Annotated in this window: 18 protein-coding genes and 1 pseudogene; 11 read left to right on the top strand and 8 right to left on the bottom strand. The window is 52.0% G+C overall.

The annotated features are described in order from the left end of the window. Positions 1-69: 69 nt before the first annotated feature. Entirely contained in the window at positions 70-1,068 is a 999-nt protein-coding gene (locus IEW70_RS03845) for an NADPH:quinone oxidoreductase family protein (protein WP_188646587.1), read from the top strand. Positions 1,069-1,106: 38 nt separating this feature from the next. Here the strand turns inward: IEW70_RS03845 and IEW70_RS03840 are convergent, their stop codons facing one another. From IEW70_RS03840 to IEW70_RS03830, 3 genes and pseudogenes are all read right to left on the bottom strand, one after another. Then, positions 1,107-1,415, bottom strand: coding sequence for a HesB/YadR/YfhF family protein (locus tag IEW70_RS03840; RefSeq protein WP_188646586.1), 309 nt, complete (start codon positions 1,413-1,415; stop codon positions 1,107-1,109). A 49-nt stretch (positions 1,416-1,464) separates the two neighbouring features. After that, entirely contained in the window at positions 1,465-1,941 is a 477-nt protein-coding gene (gene rraA / locus IEW70_RS03835) for a ribonuclease E activity regulator RraA (RefSeq protein WP_188646585.1), read from the bottom strand. Between the two features lie 81 nt (positions 1,942-2,022). Next, positions 2,023-3,488, bottom strand: a pseudogene (locus IEW70_RS03830) (flavin monoamine oxidase family protein). Between the two features lie 212 nt (positions 3,489-3,700). Here IEW70_RS03830 and IEW70_RS03825 point away from each other — a divergent pair. After that, positions 3,701-4,258 (top strand): DUF420 domain-containing protein, encoded by a 558-nt coding sequence (locus tag IEW70_RS03825; protein ID WP_188646584.1) that lies wholly within the window; start codon positions 3,701-3,703, stop codon positions 4,256-4,258. Between the two features lie 54 nt (positions 4,259-4,312). Here IEW70_RS03825 and IEW70_RS03820 read toward each other — a convergent pair whose 3' ends face one another. Continuing rightward, a complete protein-coding gene (locus IEW70_RS03820; RefSeq protein WP_188646583.1) occupies positions 4,313-4,888 on the bottom strand; it encodes a DUF6042 family protein in 576 nt (191 codons plus the stop codon). A gap of 137 nt (positions 4,889-5,025) precedes the next feature. After that, complete coding sequence (locus IEW70_RS03815; protein ID WP_188646582.1) at positions 5,026-5,214, bottom strand: hypothetical protein; 189 nt, start codon at positions 5,212-5,214, stop codon at positions 5,026-5,028. A gap of 216 nt (positions 5,215-5,430) precedes the next feature. Between IEW70_RS03815 and IEW70_RS03810 the strand changes: the two genes are divergently transcribed. Further along, the gene (locus IEW70_RS03810) at positions 5,431-6,300 is read left to right on the top strand and encodes a gamma-glutamylcyclotransferase family protein (RefSeq protein WP_188646581.1); all 870 of its coding nucleotides are present in this window, start codon (positions 5,431-5,433) and stop codon (positions 6,298-6,300) included. 52 nt (positions 6,301-6,352) lie between these two features. Here IEW70_RS03810 and IEW70_RS03805 read toward each other — a convergent pair whose 3' ends face one another. Next, positions 6,353-7,099 carry a sporulation protein gene (locus tag IEW70_RS03805; RefSeq protein ID WP_188646580.1) on the bottom strand — a complete coding sequence of 249 codons (747 nt, stop codon included), beginning with the start codon at positions 7,097-7,099 and terminating at the stop codon, positions 6,353-6,355. A 285-nt stretch (positions 7,100-7,384) separates the two neighbouring features. Between IEW70_RS03805 and hutU the strand changes: the two genes are divergently transcribed. Genes hutU through IEW70_RS03790 form a run of 3 tightly spaced genes read left to right on the top strand, consistent with a single transcriptional unit; the run spans position 7,385 to position 11,386 of the window. Continuing rightward, positions 7,385-9,061: a urocanate hydratase gene (gene hutU / locus IEW70_RS03800; RefSeq protein ID WP_188646579.1), complete on the top strand. Its 1,677-nt coding sequence runs from the start codon at positions 7,385-7,387 to the stop codon at positions 9,059-9,061. 24 nt (positions 9,062-9,085) lie between these two features. Next, positions 9,086-10,372 carry an imidazolonepropionase gene (hutI, locus tag IEW70_RS03795; RefSeq protein WP_188646715.1) on the top strand — a complete coding sequence of 429 codons (1,287 nt, stop codon included), beginning with the start codon at positions 9,086-9,088 and terminating at the stop codon, positions 10,370-10,372. A gap of 21 nt (positions 10,373-10,393) precedes the next feature. Then, complete coding sequence (locus tag IEW70_RS03790) at positions 10,394-11,386, top strand: agmatinase family protein (RefSeq protein ID WP_188646578.1); 993 nt, start codon at positions 10,394-10,396, stop codon at positions 11,384-11,386. Positions 11,387-11,536: 150 nt separating this feature from the next. Here IEW70_RS03790 and IEW70_RS03785 read toward each other — a convergent pair whose 3' ends face one another. Beyond that, positions 11,537-11,953 carry a PepSY domain-containing protein gene (locus IEW70_RS03785; protein WP_229751822.1) on the bottom strand — a complete coding sequence of 139 codons (417 nt, stop codon included), beginning with the start codon at positions 11,951-11,953 and terminating at the stop codon, positions 11,537-11,539. A gap of 551 nt (positions 11,954-12,504) precedes the next feature. On the opposite strand from IEW70_RS03785, the gene IEW70_RS03780 reads away from it, so the two are divergent. The 5 genes from IEW70_RS03780 (at position 12,505) to IEW70_RS03760 (ending at position 16,633) form a co-directional block, all read left to right on the top strand. Further along, positions 12,505-14,361: an HSP90 family protein gene (locus tag IEW70_RS03780; RefSeq protein ID WP_229751806.1), complete on the top strand. Its 1,857-nt coding sequence runs from the start codon at positions 12,505-12,507 to the stop codon at positions 14,359-14,361. After that, positions 14,358-14,630 (top strand): hypothetical protein, encoded by a 273-nt coding sequence (locus IEW70_RS03775; RefSeq protein WP_188646576.1) that lies wholly within the window; start codon positions 14,358-14,360, stop codon positions 14,628-14,630. The genes IEW70_RS03780 and IEW70_RS03775 overlap by 4 nt, the downstream gene beginning before the upstream one ends. A gap of 17 nt (positions 14,631-14,647) precedes the next feature. Next, a complete protein-coding gene (locus IEW70_RS03770) occupies positions 14,648-14,920 on the top strand; it encodes a hypothetical protein (protein WP_188646575.1) in 273 nt (90 codons plus the stop codon). Then, positions 14,917-16,053 (top strand): hypothetical protein, encoded by a 1,137-nt coding sequence (locus IEW70_RS03765; RefSeq protein WP_188646574.1) that lies wholly within the window; start codon positions 14,917-14,919, stop codon positions 16,051-16,053. The genes IEW70_RS03770 and IEW70_RS03765 overlap by 4 nt, the downstream gene beginning before the upstream one ends. 178 nt (positions 16,054-16,231) lie before the next feature. Further along, positions 16,232-16,633 (top strand): hypothetical protein, encoded by a 402-nt coding sequence (locus IEW70_RS03760; protein ID WP_188646573.1) that lies wholly within the window; start codon positions 16,232-16,234, stop codon positions 16,631-16,633. Between the two features lie 237 nt (positions 16,634-16,870). On the opposite strand, the gene IEW70_RS03755 is transcribed toward IEW70_RS03760, so the two are convergent. Next, a complete protein-coding gene (locus tag IEW70_RS03755) occupies positions 16,871-17,221 on the bottom strand; it encodes a nuclear transport factor 2 family protein (protein WP_188646572.1) in 351 nt (116 codons plus the stop codon). Between the last annotated feature and the right edge of the window lie 49 nt (positions 17,222-17,270).

Below are 17,270 nucleotides of genomic sequence, written 5' to 3'. Positions count from 1 at the left end.
TTGTGACAACTTGGATCTTTGATAAGATGAGAGAGAAGGGCTTGTTCCAGACTGGGAAGGAGGAGTAACATGGCGGACTTTCGAGCGTTGGTCGTAGACAAAAAGGATGAGCGTTTTTCGGTGTCGATCCAATCATTGAGTAAGGACGATTTACCCGTCGGGGATGTAACGGTTCGTGTCCGGTACTCGGGTGTCAATTACAAAGACGGATTGGCCAGCATACCGGAAGGAAGGATTCTTGAATCTTATCCCATGGTACCCGGTATCGACTTGGCAGGTGTGGTCGTGGAGTCTCGGGATTCCCGTTACAAAGAAGGGGATGAAGTCATTGTCGCCAGTGCGGAGCTCGGGGTGTCCCATCCCGGCGGTTTCAGCCAGATTGCCCGTGTACCGGGGGATTGGGTGATTCCCCTTCCCCAAGGATTAACGCTGAAAGAAGCGATGGTGCTGGGGACGGCCGGCTTTACTTCCGCCATGTCAGTCCAGCGCTTGGAAGAGAACGGCCTCACCCCGGAGAAGGGGCCGGTGATCGTGACCGGTGCCAGTGGTGGTGTAGGCAGTACGGCGGTGGCGATGCTAGCTAAGCGGGGATATCATGTGGTAGCCAGCACAGGGAAAACAGCAGCCCATGATTATTTGCGCTCATTGGGAGCCGAGGAAATCCTCAGTCGAGAAGAGACGACGGATGAGTCCGGTCGTCCGTTGCAAAAGGCTCGCTGGGCAGGAGCTGTGGATCCTGTGGGCGGAAAGACACTCGCCTATCTGCTGGCGACGACTAAATTTGGCGGCTCTGTTGCCCTGAGCGGACTGACGGGCGGCCCCAAACTTACAACCACAGTCTTCCCCTTTATCCTTCGGGGGGTGAGCCTGTTGGGCATCGACTCTGCCCATGTGTCCCAAGATTACCGGATCCGTGTATGGAACCGGCTGGCCGGTGATCTGAAACCGGATCGTTTGCTGGAGAGAATCGCCACACGGGAAATCGCTCTGGATGAGCTTCCGGAGATCTTGTCTGCGATCTTAAAAGGAAAAGTGACGGGACGCACCATTGTGAAGATGGAAGAATAAACAACGAAACCCACCGGACACCCGGTGGGTTTCGTTGTTTATTTCATATTTAAAGACAGCTCGTCCGCTGTTTGATCATAGGAGACTGTCAATAGATCTCCTTCAAAGTTCCACAAGTCCTGCTCCTCTACAAAAAAGGAGATGCCGTCCATACGGGTGATGGCAGCGGGGCGGTTCGGCTCTTCAAAGGAAAGGCGAAAGCCGCATCCCTGATGGACATCACAACAGCCGGTCTCGGCTTTATACTTGGCCACCAAACGGATGGTGTCTCCGGGCCGGGCGCCCATTTCCCGCTGAAACCATTTCAAGGCGGCGGGAGCGACGTCTATCTGCAATGATTGGCTCATAAAAAATCCCACCTCGCCATATTTCCTTCTATCTTAACATCTTTCGGGATTACAATTCCATAGGATGAGGGGCGAGAACAATCCCATCTTCGTCAACGGCCGCCCAATGTCCCGGTTCCCAAATCACACCGCCGAAACGCACAGAAAGGTCCCTTTCTCCTTTGCCTTCCTTTTTACTCTTCAGCGGCATGCTGTCCAACGCCAACACGCCCAAATCCAACTGGGCCAAATCGGCGGTATCCCGGACACACCCGTGAATAATCATACCGGCAATCCCTCGGGACACGGCGATCGCAGCCAAACGATCGCCCAGCAATGCGCATCGCTTGGAACCACCGCCATCCACAATAATGATGCTCCCTTCCGGCGCGGTTTCAATCGCTTGACGCACCAATACGTTGTCCTCCCATACCTTCACCGTGGTGATCGGTCCGGCGAAGCGACGCTTTCCTCCGAAGGATCGAAACATCGGCGCACATACCTGAAGAGCTCCCTTATAGTGATCGCACAAGTCCGCTGTTTTCATAAAAATCCTCCTCGGCAAAACTGTTATATAACAATGGTACCTTTCTTTGTGTGTGATGACAAGAAAGGAATCGGTCAGCTTTTATGGGAGCTGTACCCGCTGCTGAAATTCCCAGGCAGCAAGTATGCCGGACTCGATGGCCCCATGCATCCAGGCATGATGGGTGGAGGCCTGCTCTCCGGCAAAGTGGACCCGTCCTTCCGGACGACAGATGTGCGGAGCCAGTTCTGTTTCCTGTTCCGGTTTGAAAAAGGAAAAGGCGCCGCCCGTATAGGGATGGCGAAGCCAACTGAAGGAAACGCCCTTGTCAAATTCCCGGAAGACTTGCTCACCGTGGATAACCGCCATCTCCTTTAAAGCTTCCTGTACGCGTTCCGAGTCGGACAGGTTGTCCCAGGGCAGGGTGTCATCTTCCCAGGTATAACTGGCCAGTACGACGCCGGGTTCGGAGGAGCCGATGCCGTAGCCCGGATAGTAGGTGAATCGGAGGGGAAGATCACTCACCGCTTTCCCCCCGTTCATCCCTTCCTTTTCCCAAAATCGGGTGCGAAACTGAAGTCCGATTTTGGTGGCGGGAACGAAGTGCAGCTCCCGAATGGCTTGCCACTTATGATGGGAAAAGGACTTCCGCGGTTCTACTTGGACTCGGCGTAAAATGGAAAAGGGGAGGGTAACCACGGCGAAGTCGCCGGTAAATGTGTAATGGCGTCCGGTAGAGGTTTGACGGGTGTGAAACGTGACCTGGTGAGGGGATTGCTCGATTTTGACCAATTCATGCTGAAGTGCAGGCTGTCCTGGATTAAGGGAAGGAAGGAGCGGGGAAGGCGGTCCATCCCCCCGTCAACGGCAAAAAACTGGATCTTTGGATCCACGAAGTGTATTAAGACGCGAATGATTTCAACAAAGGAGTGTTCCGCCAAGCCTTCGATATCCAGCAGGACCTTGATCATTTCGACGGCCCCGGGAGACAGCGGCAGCTGGAAGGGATTCCGTTTCAGGTAGGTCTCCATGGAATAGGCATCCAAATAGGAAATCAATGCATACCGCTGGTGCCAGTCCGCCTTTTCCCACAGAGTAAGAAACGGCTGTATGGCCTGCATTACTAAGTCTTCTTCTGTTTGTCCACGTTCATGGGGAAACACGGGGAAGTCAAGGAGATCCGGGTTGCGGTTGTATGTATCGAGCCGGGTCCGAATACCGTTTACATAGATCAGATCCTTGGGAGTGCTGTTAATGAAGGGATGGACGGGGAGTCTGAATTTCCGGATGTATTCCCAAGTCAAATAATGGTTGCAGGGGATGCGCATGGCGCCGGCATCCAAATAGTGTCCATCCGAAAAGGGAGAGCGGATGGTCCGTACGCGGCCGCCCACCCGTTCGGCCGCTTCCAGCAGAATTACCCGGTGTCCCGCTTCTTTCAGCAGAGAAGCTGTGACCAATCCCGCTATGCCGGCACCGGCGACAAGGATGGTTCGGGGTTGGACGCCTTTCTCCAATCCGTTTCGGATGATGGAGATCATGTGTGATGGCTGAATCGGGGGCAGCATATACGGATTAGGGTACGAGTTTTGGTACGGGTTCATAGCGATCCCCCTGCTTCCATCCTACTGATTCAATATATGGGTATCGGGGGATAGATAATGACCCATTCCCGGAAAAAAGGAGTCACTTGCCACGGGATTGTTATTTTCATGATCGGATCGGTTTCATGGGAATGATATACTGAGGGCAAAGAATCGGATAGGTAAGGTGAAGGGATATGGCAGATCAATCCAACCGGGATGTTGACACTCCCAAACAACGAAACTATACTCCCTGGGTCGTCTTTTTGTCGATCTTGATCAATGCGATTGTTGTTCTGCTGATTTTCATGCCGAAATACGAGGGTCTTGATCATGTGGATCTGACCATTCTGCCGATGATGAACGCGATTTTCAACAGCTTTACCACGGTGTTTTTGTTGGCCGCCCTGTTTTTCATACGGCAGAAAAACGTGAAGATGCACCGCCGGTTTATCTTTGCTGCCTTTACCTCGACCGCTCTTTTTCTGATCACCTATTTGACGTACCACTCCTTGGCGGAATCGACGCACTTTGGCGGGGAAGGGTTCATTAAATACGTGTACTACTTTGTCTTGATAACGCACATCGTTTTGGCTGCGGTGATCGTTCCGCTGGCTTTATTGACCTTGGCTCGCGGGCTGAATATGCAGGTAGAAAAACACCGGAAAATCGCCCGGTGGACGATGCCGCTCTGGCTGTATGTCAGCATTACCGGCGTACTGGTGTACATCTTGATCTCACCGTACTATGGATAATGAAAAGAAAACGACAACCCCCTGCACCGAATAGGCGACAGGGGGTTGTCGCTGTTACCGCTTGAAAAAGACGCGGCGGGCGGTCATGAGAGCATCGGCTTCATTTTCTGTCTCTTCTCCGGACTGCAACTTCTCCAATCGGCGCAATTGGGCGGGTTCAAAGGTAAGCACATCCTGTGGCTTGGGGAAAGGATGATAAACCATGTCTACCAGTCTTTTCTCATCCCGTTCGGTTTCGACCAGGATACCGAGGCGGAACAACAGAGAAATGGAGTCTTCTACGGTCACTGGATATGTCAGTTCATTTTGGGCCAGAACGTGTCGGATTTTTTCCTCTTTGGAACGGGTAATTTCATACTCTTCTTTTTCGAGCTCGTTGGCAAATTCCTGTTGTTCAAAGTTGAAACAGACGGGACGCGCCTCTTTACGAAATTTGTTTTCCACGTGGCGAATAATCTCCTCACGGGTGGATCCGCGGGCGATTTGAACCAATATGGGTTGAATCATAGAAAAGGTGGCCTCAGGAATATAACGGAGCCAAAAATAATCAAACAGGCCGGGAGGAATGGGAATGTCCAATTCTTCGCGTTGGTCGGAAACATTGCTCAATACGGTTTGCACGTCTGCCATATTGATCGCCCCTTTTCTCATTAAACCTGATAAGGGCCCGTGATCGTGGGCATCAGCGGGGTGCGTCAGGCCCTTGGCAATTGTTATTGTAGCAAATTTCGACTTTTTTTGATATAAGAGAAAAAGCCCCGGAGGGCTTATCTGCTTTCGGATGATTTCTCTTGTTCTTTTGCGGGTTGACAGACGATCTTGCTGGAGACGGAAGGTTTTCGGCTTTTCCACTTTTCGATACACCACTCGATCAAAAACGCTCCGCTGATGGAAAACAACAAGCCCACGCCGATAAACAGGCCGAACACAATTTGCGGCTCCCATTTCTCCATCATTATGTTGTGACCCTCTTTCATGGGATAATCCCACATGATCTCTTTTCACCATGTATACGACGACACCGAAGCAAAATCCTTTCAGACCGGCGAGTCAAATTTCCGGATTTGAGCAGGAGATGAAAAAGAGGAGTGATGGTTGGGCCATACGCTCGATACAATGTTCATATGTGCGGATTTTAAGCTGATGAGGAAAGAGCGACAGGAGGGATGAACATGAGTGGAAACCATCTTCTCTTTGTGTATGGAAGTTTGCGGCAAGGCGAGCAGTATCATGATGTCTATCTGAAGGCTGCCGAACAAGTGGCCTCCCAATGCTGGGTGCGGGGAAAACTGGTGGATACCGGAGAAGGGTACCCGGCACTGATCCCTCACGATGAAGGGCGGGTATACGGAGAGTTGTACCGAATCACACCGGAGCAGCTGAAGGACGTGGATAAACTGGAAGGATGCCGCCAAAACGAGCCGGAATACCAACGATCGCTCAGGCCGGTGATGACTGATCGGGGAGAGGCGTTTGAAGCGGAAGTCTACTTCTATGTCCAGCCGTTTCAACACATGCCGGAGGTGCCTTTTGGCGACTGGCGTTTACGGGGGATTGGGGAACGAGATTATGTGCTGTATTTTGCTTACGGATCGTGCATGGATGATGAACGTTTCCGCAAGCAGGGAGTGGAGGAGAAGTTTCTCGATCTCGCAGGACGCGGCACTCTGCACGGTTTTCGGATGCGGTATCCCCGTATTGCCAATGACGGCGGGCGGGCCGACATCGTGGAAACGGGCTTTGGTAAGGTGGAAGGCAAGGTGTATCGCATCGATCAAGAGGCCGTGGAGTACCTCTACCACCGGGAAGGTGTGCATACCGGGCGCTACCGGCCGGCTTTGGTGACGGTGGAAATGGACGGTCAGCCAATCCGCGATGTCCTCACCTTTATCGTGATCGACAAATCCATTCCCGAGCAAGCCCCGCCGGAACATTATGCCCGGGAAATTCTCCGGGGTTCCCGGGGGACGGTAAGCAAGGAGTATCATCAGCAGTTGTACCGGGAGTTGAAAGAGCGCTGGGGGATGGAAGTAAGCTACTGAGTGAATAGAAAGCGCGTCCGATGCGGGCGCGCTTCGTAACGAAAGGAAAAGATCATACATGCTGTTCGATCAATCCGCGGATCTTTTCCGCCAATAGACTGGATCGCTTCATCTCCTCATCGGTAACGCCGAATCGGATCAGGTGATCCCCCAGTCCCGGGGTTTCAGTCAAGCCAATCTGTTTCCGATCGATGATCATGGCTGCGCCGAGGTCTCCCTCGTATTCGATAAAGGCCACTTCCAATTCGTCTATCCTCTCGTTAAATGAACCGACCGGCTTAAATTCATACTCCATCACAAAAGGGCGGTGAGAGCCGTAGCGTTCGCTGGATTCGTTGTCTCGGGTGGTCCAGAGAAAGCCCAGTTTCTTGATGGCTTCCACTATCGCGTGGGCTTTGGGATGGAGCTTCACGATAATCCGGTCCGAATCCTTCGGATCTTTGGCATGGGAGATATCCAGGCCCGTCTGCAGGTAAGTTTGAAACACTTTCCCGCTGATCGGCAGGTCGAAGGGTAGCCGAAACTCAAAATCGATCCGCCGGGTTTCGCCCGCGCCGATCCGAAACGATTTTGCCAGACGAAACTTGTCCCATGTAAAATGCTTAAATTCCCCGTGGTCATTTACTTCGACTACGAGAAACATATAGATGTCTTTGATGTTCTGGGCAATGCTGCCCCCGTTTACCACCACTTCTCCCCGGACCATTTCTCCCTGGTGGTACACTTTTTGTTCCAGTCGGGTGTCCACTTTGGCCGAACCGACTCCGATCCGCGCCAGAACATTGGCAAAAGGTGTCATACCGATCCTCCTCGTTGGTTCAAACTTCCACTCTCTATTTATAGCAGATACAGGGCATGGATTTAAGAGATATTTAAGGAATCTCTTTACGGTAATCATGCCATGGACGAACCATTCACTATGCTAATACGGTAATAATGCATTACTCTCGCTTGTCGGGCAGCTTTAGGAAGGGTAAGCTGATCATGAGGATAAATTGCCATGTTGACTTGTTGCGGTCAGGCGGGAATAAGCTGATATGGAGAGAATTTCAAGACAGGATCAGTCAAAGGGGGTTCAAGGGGGATGAGTGCCAGAGTGATCCGGGCTCCGCGAGGAAGCAAGCTCCTGACAAAAGGGTGGGTGCAAGAGGCGGCACTGCGCATGCTGATGAACAACTTGGATCCGGAAGTGGCGGAAAAGCCGGAAGATTTGGTCGTTTACGGCGGCATTGGAAAGGCGACGCGCAACTGGGACTGCTTTGATGCGATCGTTTCTACCTTGAAGCAGTTGGAAAACGATGAGACGCTGCTGATCCAATCCGGCAAGCCGGTCGCGGTGTTCAAGTCTCATCCCGATGCGCCGAGGGTATTGCTGGCCAACTCCAACCTGGTTCCAGCATGGGCGAATTGGGACCATTTTCGGGAGCTGGAGCGAAAGGGTTTGATTATGTTTGGGCAAATGACGGCGGGCAGCTGGATTTACATCGGAACCCAGGGGATTTTGCAGGGAACCTATGAAACGTTTGCCGAAGCTGCCCGTCAGCACTTTGGCGGTTCGCTGAAGGGGACATGGACAGTGACGGCGGGTCTGGGCGGCATGGGCGGGGCACAGCCGTTGGCGGTCACCATGAACGAGGGGGTGGTAATTGCCGTGGAGTGCGACCCCGAGAGGATTCAGCGTCGTTTGGAACATCGCTACCTGGATGTCCAGACGGACAGCTTGGATGAAGCTCTGCGATGGGCCCATCAAGCAACAGCGGAAAAACGTCCCCTCTCGATCGGTCTCTTGGGCAATGCGGCGGAGGTGTTGCCGGAAATGGTCCGGCGGGGGGAAATCCCGGATCTGGTGACGGATCAAACCTCCGCCCACGATCCATTGAACGGTTACTTGCCGGAAGGGCTGACTCTCGAAGCAGGAGAACGTTTGCGGAAAGAGGATCCCCAGGCATATATTCGCCAGGCAAAAGCCAGCATGGCCCGCCATGTCCGCGCCATGCTGGATATGAAAAAACGGGGGGCGGTCGTGTTTGATTACGGCAACAACATCCGCCAGGAAGCGTATGGCGAAGGGGTCAAAGATGCTTTTGATTTCCCCGGGTTTGTACCGGCTTTTATCCGGCCGCAATTTTGTGAAGGAAAAGGCCCCTTCCGTTGGGTCGCCCTTTCCGGCGATCCCGAAGATATCGCCAAAACGGATGAAGTGATTTTGCGGGAGTTTGCCGACAATGAGCGCCTGACCCGTTGGATTCGGATGGCTCGGGATCGGGTTCACTTCCAGGGCCTCCCTTCCCGGATTTGCTGGCTGGGATACGGGGAACGGGCGAAGTTTGGCCGCATCATCAATGACATGGTGGCTTCAGGGGAATTATCCGCTCCCATCGTTATCGGACGGGATCATCTGGACTGCGGGTCGGTGGCTTCCCCCAATCGGGAAACGGAAGGGATGAAAGACGGTAGTGATGCCATCGCCGATTGGCCGATTTTGAATGCGCTCATTAATGCCGTCAATGGGGCAAGCTGGGTTTCCGTTCATCACGGCGGCGGTGTGGGGATAGGTTATTCCCTTCATGCCGGGATGGTGATTGTGGCCGACGGGACGGAGGCGGCGGCCCGCCGCCTGGAGCGGGTGCTGACCTCCGATCCGGGAATGGGCATCGTCCGTCATGTGGATGCCGGCTATGAATTGGCGGAACAGGTCGCCGCAGAAAAAGGAGTGCGCATCCCGATGAAGGAGTATTTACAACCCGGATCTGCAAACTGAACAAAGGGAAAGGGAGCGATGACGCTGGAACGACTGGTGATTCGGAATGCGGGGCAGTTGGTGACGTTGGCTGGCAGCAGCGATGCGCCGAAAACGGGCGCGGGCATGTCGGAGTTGGGAATCATCGAAGGGGGCGGAGTGGCGGCGGAAGGCGGAATAATCGTTGCTGTGGGAACGGATGAAGAAGTGGAGCGGATCCTCCGGGACCGCTGGGGCGATCCACCGTGGAACGCTACGGTGTTGGATGCGAAAAGGCGGGTAGTGATGCCGGGTTTGGTCGATCCCCATACCCACCTGGTATTTGCCGGGAGCCGGGAATATGAGCTGGAAATGCGGTTAAACGGGGCCACCTATATGGAAATTTTGCAAGCAGGGGGCGGCATTTTATCCACAACCCAAGCAACCCGCGCAGCTACGGAAGAGGAATTGCACCAGGAAAGCACAACCCGCCTCGACCAGTTTCTCTTGCACGGGGTAACCACGGTGGAGGCCAAGTCGGGCTACGGGCTGACCACGGTGGAGGAGCTGAAACAGCTTCGGGTGGCCCGTTGGTTGAATGAGACTCATCCGGTCGATGTCGTCTCCACCTTCATGGGAGCTCATGCGATTCCTTCCGAATATAAAACCGACCCGGATGGGTATGTGGATCTCGTGGTGAAAGAAATGATCCCTCGGGTGGCAGAGGAGGGGTTGGCGGAGTTTTGTGATGTCTTTTGTGAGGCGGGAGTTTTCTCGGTGGAACAGTCGGAGCGCATCTTGCGTACCGGGGCAGAATACGGCCTTGCATCCAAGATCCACGCCGATGAGATCGAGCCCCTGGGTGGAGCGGAGCTGGCAGCGCGATTGGGAGCCGTCTCTGCCGATCATCTGCTGAAAGCTTCCGATGCAGGGATTCGGGCCATGGCGGAAGCCGGAGTCGTGGCGGTCTTGCTGCCCGGGACGGCTTTTTTCCTAATGGCTCCTTTTGCCCGGGCCCGGGATATCATCGAGGCAGGTGTGCCGGTGGCACTGTCAACGGACCGGAATCCAGGCTCTTCCCCAACGGAATCGATGCCGATCATCATGAATCTGGCTTGTCTCAACATGAACATGACCCCTGCGGAAGTAATCACCGCTTCCACCATTAACGCCGCCCATGCGATCGGCAGAGGACGGGCAATCGGCAGTTTGGAAGTGGGCAAGCAGGCGGATCTATTGATCATGGATGCGCCCAATGTGCCGTATTTACAGTATCATTTTGGCGTCAATCCCGTGGACGTGGTCGTGAAAAAAGGAAAAGTGGCAGCAGCGGGCGGGCGCAGGGTGGAATGAGAAATCAGGGGAGGTGAAACGATGCCCTTTCACTATATACAGCCGCCTGTGTTTATCAATCGGGCCGGGAGCGTAGACCGGTTTGATCGGAAAGTCAGCCAGTGGATCGTGCCGTGGGAAGAGGGACAAGAGGTGGAAGCGGGGCTGATTGGTGTGCCGCTGTCCCGCTCTTCCATCAGTCCTTCGGCAGCCAGTGAAGCGCCCAATGCGCTGCGGGGAGTATGGAAATCCTTTGCCGCCTATGATGTGGATCATGATGTGGATCTGACCCGGATCCGTGCCGCCGACTTTGGTGATATCGCCATGCATGTGACCGACATTCCGCGTTGCCACCAAAATATCGAAGCCGGTGTGCTCGAGATGTTGGAAGCCTCTCGGGATTTCCCTTCTTTTTTGCCGGTAATCCTGGGCGGGGATCATTCCATCACCTGTCCTGCTCTCAAAGGGCTGGCCCGTTTTCATACAGGAAAACGGATCGGCCTGATTCAGTTCGACACCCACTTTGACGTGCGTAATCTGGAAGACGGAGGACCCAGCAACGGTACACCGATCCGGGGGCTGCTGGAATCAGGAACTTTACGGGGAGAGGATATCTTCCAGATCGGCATCCATAGCTTCGCCAATGCCTTGGCCCACAAGGAATACGCGGAAGAGCAGGGAATCACCTATGCCACCATGCGGCAAGTGCGGCAAGAGGGATTGCTATCCATCTTGGAACGCTTTGTAAAAATCCTGCGGCAACAGGTGGATGGAATCTATATTACTGTGGATATCGATGTGTTGGATTTAGCCTGTTTACCCGGATCGCCGGGGCCGTCCCCCGGTGGGATGCAGCCTTGGGAGCTCTTTGACGCGGTGCATCGTCTGGGACAGGAAGACAAGGTGTTGGCTCTGGATCTGGTGTGCTTGGATCCTTTCCGGGACCGGGGGCAATTGTCTGTCAAGACAGGGGCGCATGTGATTCTCTCTTTTTTATCGGGATACTGCCAACGTCTGCAACAGAAGGGTCCGTAAATGTACAAACGCCCAGATGGATGAACGATGACTCAGGTGATCTGTTTAAACACGAAACGACTTGAGTTCCCTAAGTGGCATCTCAAGTCGTTTTTGTCCATTGCTTGGACAAATGACCCCACCTTAGCTTGATGGATGTGTCGAGACTTTCTAATCAACTTCGGCTTTGATGATTTCTTTAGAGTAAGCGGAAATTTTGAGAGTGTATTCCTTTTTGCCAGAGGTGAGTTCCACTTTATAAAATTCGAGTCCTTTTTCTTCTTTGTATTCCACTTCCTCTAAGTATCCGCCTCCGGCTTTTTCCCTTGCGATTCGAACCGCATCTTCAGCGGATAACTTTTGTGGTTGGGTATTTGGTGTTTGAGTTGGTTCGGTGGAAGGTTTCGTATTTTCCGTTGGTTCTTCTGTTTCTTGGTTGTTCTCTTTAGGTTTTGGGTTTGGTTTCGATACCTGGGGCGCCGACGGTTCCTTCTTTTCCTCGGTTACATATTTATACCCTGAATAAACTATGGCTGCGGACGCTCCAAGCGCTAGAGAAAACACTGAAATAAGAGCGAAGAATTTCACTGCATTCAATTCATGTCTACCTCCTAATGAAGCAGGCGTTCCGTTCATTATAAAACAAAAAAACGCTCTGGGGTATCGTCGACATTTTGTAGATTCTGTACGTTAAGGGGTAATTCGTCTATTCCAACCCACCAACACTGATTACCCCAACCTCAAGGAGCATAGTTTTCCGCACCCTTCGGGAAAAGTTGACCTTCCTAATGTAAATCCTGGCGGACAATCATACGACGCCCTTACCGATGAATTTCGCCAGGAGGTGCGCGAGCTGCAAAAGGATTGAAAAGCAGAAATACATTCGGGACCTGGAAACGGCTTACCGGCAACTGGACCAGCGCCTGGATGCGTAATTTGAGGAGTTGGCGAAACAGTTGAGGTATAAAAAAACTGAAACAGGAGTTCGCATTTGGTAAAATGGATCAGAGGGAGGTGAATTTGAGGGAATCCTACAGATTCCAAGGGGAACCAAGGATCAACATGCGGGATAAATTCCGATTTTTATGATTGAATAGAAACGTCCCATTCATTCAACACGTTTAAGGAGCCATCGGTTTGTGAGTTCATACATAACGGAGGGATTTTTCAAATTGCAACAGTACCAATTCCAGATCCATCTCGGTGGAATCATCGATTTATTGAGCCATCATCTGTACAGTGGTCCGCACGTGTTTATCCGCGAACTGATGCAAAACGGTGTGGATGCGATTCAGGCGCGAAAACAGATAGAGGAAGAGCATCAGGGACGGATGGATATCCAGGTGGTGGATGCGCGGGATGATCTGCCGCCCACCCTGGTGTTTGAGGATAACGGGATCGGTTTGACGGAAGAGGAAGTTCATCGGTTCCTGGCAACGATCGGAGAAAGTTCCAAACGAAACGAGTTGGCGGTCCGGCGAGGGGATTTTATCGGCCAGTTCGGGATCGGCCTGTTGTCCTGCTTTATGGTGGCGGATGAAATCCTGATGATCACCAGGTCCGCCCGCGAGGCCGGTCATCCTGCAGTGGAGTGGCGGGGCAAATCCGACGGAACGTATGAAGTGCGTCTCATGGAAACGGATGTTTCACCGGGGACCCGAGTGTATCTCCGGGCACGTAAAGGGATGGAAGCCTATTTTACCAAGGATCAGGTCGGCAAATTGGTTCGTCATTTCGGAGACCTGTTGTCGACTCCCATCTATCTTTCCCACGGGGATTGGACGGAACGGATCAATGACCGCCGTCCACCGTGGGAACGGGTATATGTCTCTTCGGAAGAGGAACGCCGCTCCTATTTGGAGTATGGAAATGATTTGTTCGGCCAGCATTTTATCGATTATATCCCGCTTCGGTCGGAAGCCGGCGGAGTGGTGGGGGCGGCCTATGTACTTTCACAGGCGACCAGTCCCAAAGTCAAAAGCCACCATCGCGTATATCTTAAGGGGATGCTGCTCTCCGACCAGGTCGAAAATCTTCTCCCGGACTGGGCGGTGTTTGTCCGCTGTGTGGTCAATGCCGAACATCTGCGTCCGGTGGCATCCCGGGAAGGTTTTTATGAAAACGAGGAGCTGGAAGCCACCCGGACCGTCCTGGGTGAGACCTTGCGCGCCTATCTGATCCGGTTGGCGGAACGAGCACCTCATCGATTGCAGGATATCATCCAGCTTCACCATATGGCGATCTGTTCGCTGGCAGCCCATGATGAAGAGTGTTTCCGCGTGTTTGGCGATTTTATCACCTTTGAGACCACGATGGGACGGATGACCCTGGGGGATTGCCGCAAACGGTACGATACCATCCGTTACGCTTCATCCGTCGATGAATTCCGTCAAATCGCCCAGGTAGCCGCATCGCAAAATCTGTGCATTCTTAATGCCGGCTATGTATATAACCGGGAATTGCTCTCCATGTTGGAGCAAGTAGAGCCCGATCTGCAAGTGGAGCAGGTGGATGCCGCCAATCTCACCCATCATCTGGAAGATTTGACGCTGGAGGAGCGGGAAAAGGCGTTCTTGCTGCTCCGAACCGCCGATCTGACCCTGCAGCCGTACCGCACCGCATCGGATATCAAGAAGTTTGAACCGACGACGTTGCCCACGATCTATACCTCCAATGAGCAAGCGAACTTTGCCCGCCAAGCCCGCCTGACCAAAGAATTGGCAGACGATACCTGGGGCGGCATTTTGAACGCTTTTGAAAACGAATATGCGAGCAGTCAGTATGCGCAGCTTTGTTTCAATTTTAAAAATCGGCTGATTCAACGCCTGATGAAGATCCAGGATCGCACAGTGCTGAAACGGGTTGTGGAAATGCTGTATGTCCAGGCGCTGCTGATGGGACACCACCCGCTCTCGGATAAGGAAATGGCATTGCTCAATCAGGGACTGTTGCAAATGATTGACGCGGTGCTGGGTCAAGAGGGGGACTTTGAGTGAGTCGGGACTATACCCGAGTTGTCGGGGAATTAATCGAAGCTTATGAAGACGCCTACAGCCAGGAAGGTGTTTATTCGCTGGAAAGAGCGGCAAACATCGCTGATTCTCATCAAGACATTGAACTGGGGATTCGGGCGCGAAAGGGATTGATTAGTAACGCAACCTTCAGCGGGATGGCCGACCGGGCACTGTCACGGATCAGACGGGCAAAGCGGCGGGGATTCTGGAACGGCAGGCCAAAGCGGCATTTCGATGTCCTCAGCCCGTAAGCAAGTTGTATTTCCTGATGGGGGCGAGTCTGTTTCTTAAGCGGCTGGAGCAGATCGGCAAAGATACCCTTCGGTTGCGGTTGGACAGGCAACTGCCCGTACCGGAGGAGCAGAACGGGTGTTACCGGGTGAGAGAGCTTGGAGCATGGATGGAGGAGCAGGCTGAGCGGATCGCGGAACAGTTGGATCAACGGAACGGCAATGACTATTACGGACGTTTATTGGATGAGAATCAGGCATTGCTGAAACAGGTTCGCCCGTTGGAAAAATCAAAAGGAGCGAAGCCATGAGTACAGACTATCGTCAACGAATTGAAGAAATTATCGATGCGGCGGATGGGGAAGAAAGTGATCGGGCGGTGGCGGCATTGGAAGAAGCCGTGCGTCTGGCGGATGTCCATCAGGATATCGAGTGGGGCTTTAAAGCACGGGAGTCTTTAGTTCAGGTGGCCAATTTCAGCGGTCACGGGGATAAATCGTTGGTGGCGTTCAGTTGGATTTTGGCTCAAATTGACAAAAATCCGGAATACGAAGATCGTTACCTGAGGTATGACCTGATGTGGCGCTATAAATGGATAGCAAGCAGCCTGACCAATTTCCCCCATATTTCCAAAGAACAGATTCTTAATGTCGTGGAGGATATGGAGCGCCGCTACAAAGAACGGGGTTTGAGCATGCGTGCCGTGGAACGGATTCGATATTCCCTGGCGAAGGAGTTCGGTTGGGAGGATAAGGTGGAAGAACATTTTGAGCGTTGGCAGTCTCTTCCCCAGGACGGTTCACAGGATTGTGAGGCTTGTGAGACGGATTTTATCATGGACCATTATTTGTTTCACAGGAACGATCTAGATCAGGCATTGGAAATTGCCCGTCCCATTTTGGAAGGACGTTTATCCTGCATCGGAGTTCCGGGAAACACCCTGACCACCCTGATGATGGAGCTGTTTGAAGCAGGACGCGTGGAAGAAGCGGACAGGATGCAACGCAAATCCCATCGATATGCGACTAAAAACGCAGACAGATTATGGGCGGCGGGGAAGCATATCCAGTTTTTGACGTTAACTGACCAATTGCCCCGCGCCATTCGAATCTTTGAAAAAATGGCATCAGCAGCGGTGAAGTCGCGGGAACTTTCCAATCGACACACCTTTATCCGTGGAGCCCGGACCCTCTTTTTGCGGATGGCGGATCGGGGTCGAAAAAAGGTAAAGCTGCGGTTGGCAACCGATTTCCCCGTGGCTTGTGATGAACCATACCGGTATGATGTTCAGGCTTTGGGGGACTGGTTTTCCTGGGAAGCTGAGCGCGTTGCCGACCTGTTTGACGCCCGGAACGGAACGTCGGATTACCATGATGAGTTAAAAGAAGACTTGGAGTTGATGAAAAAGATTCAGCCCCTGCCGCGAAAAGCGAAAGTGGAATAAAACTCCCACCACGAACTCTGGGAACTCATCCATCTTTATTCAAACAATAACCGGGTGGTAATATCGCGTAGATCTGTTTGGCTTGTCTAAACACGAAATGACTTGAGTTCCCTAAGTGGTGTCTCAAGTCATAAAGGAAATATACAGAGAGTGTAACAAAATGTTATGGGAAAAAATCATGGCAATCCCGTTGTGGATCAGGGCAGGGATCGGCATGGCCATTGGTTTCATTCTGGGAGTCATCGTCTTTTTTCAAGTCGTACCGGCAGAGGCACAGTGGGGTACCTTTCTGAATGGGGGTTGGTTTTACTTTATGTATTTACCGGCGGGCTTTGTACCGGGATGGCTGGCAACCAACCGAATTTTTTGGTGGTTGAAAAAATGGCTCATACCGAGACCCAAGCAAGACTACTTTTTAATCTATCCCGTTATTTTTAAGTATATTTACATTATCATTAAGCTACAGGTCAAATGGGCCTTTGCATGGTTTGTCGACCTCGTGGCATCGCCATACTTTGTCTGGCTGATTATCCGCGGAATGCAAGGAAATAAAGTTGCAGATCAAACACGAGCAGCGTAAACCCACGAGCAGCGTAAACCGGAAAAAAGAGCACGCCGCAAATGGGTCGTGCTGAATTTTATATTTAAAATTGCGACGACTTAATTAAAAAAGAGGAAGCGTTCGCTTCCTCTTTTTTACTAGCTTCGTGAAAAGGGGAAGAGTTAAGGTTATAAAATAACAAAACTCTAAAATTGGGTTAAAAAAGAGCTGGAAATACCTTGAACTGCCCCCATAAGGGGGAGTGACCGCACCAAATTATGTTGGTGTACCTTGATGAAAAACCATTTGCCATTTTCCATCCTTTTGTTTCCAAATCGAACTACGCAAAGTATTCATTTTTCTTGCTTCGTCTACTACACGGTATGTAGCTAAAACTACGTCAGGAGCCAAAACATTTACTTCAAAATGATGTAGGGTCATCTCTCTGACAGTAAGCCCTGAACTGACCATATCCTTTTTGAACCAAACTTTACCCGAGCTTCCAAACTCAAAAAATTCATCTGCCAATAACTTTGAAAATTCTTCTGGGGATGTACGAATTTCTGGTTGTAACAACTGTCGCTCAAGTTGGTATAAATGTTCTTTTAACGAATTTGTATTTTTCATTTTTATCCATCCCCAGTTCATGTTGGATCAATGATAACATTCTAGTGTT

Origin of the sequence: Marinithermofilum abyssi (assembly GCF_014641195.1) — a bacterium.
Classification (GTDB): Bacteria; Bacillota; Bacilli; order Thermoactinomycetales; family DSM-45169; genus Marinithermofilum; species Marinithermofilum abyssi.
The sequence above is the reverse complement of the archived record's forward strand: the minus strand, read 5'-3'. Positions and strand labels throughout refer to the sequence as shown.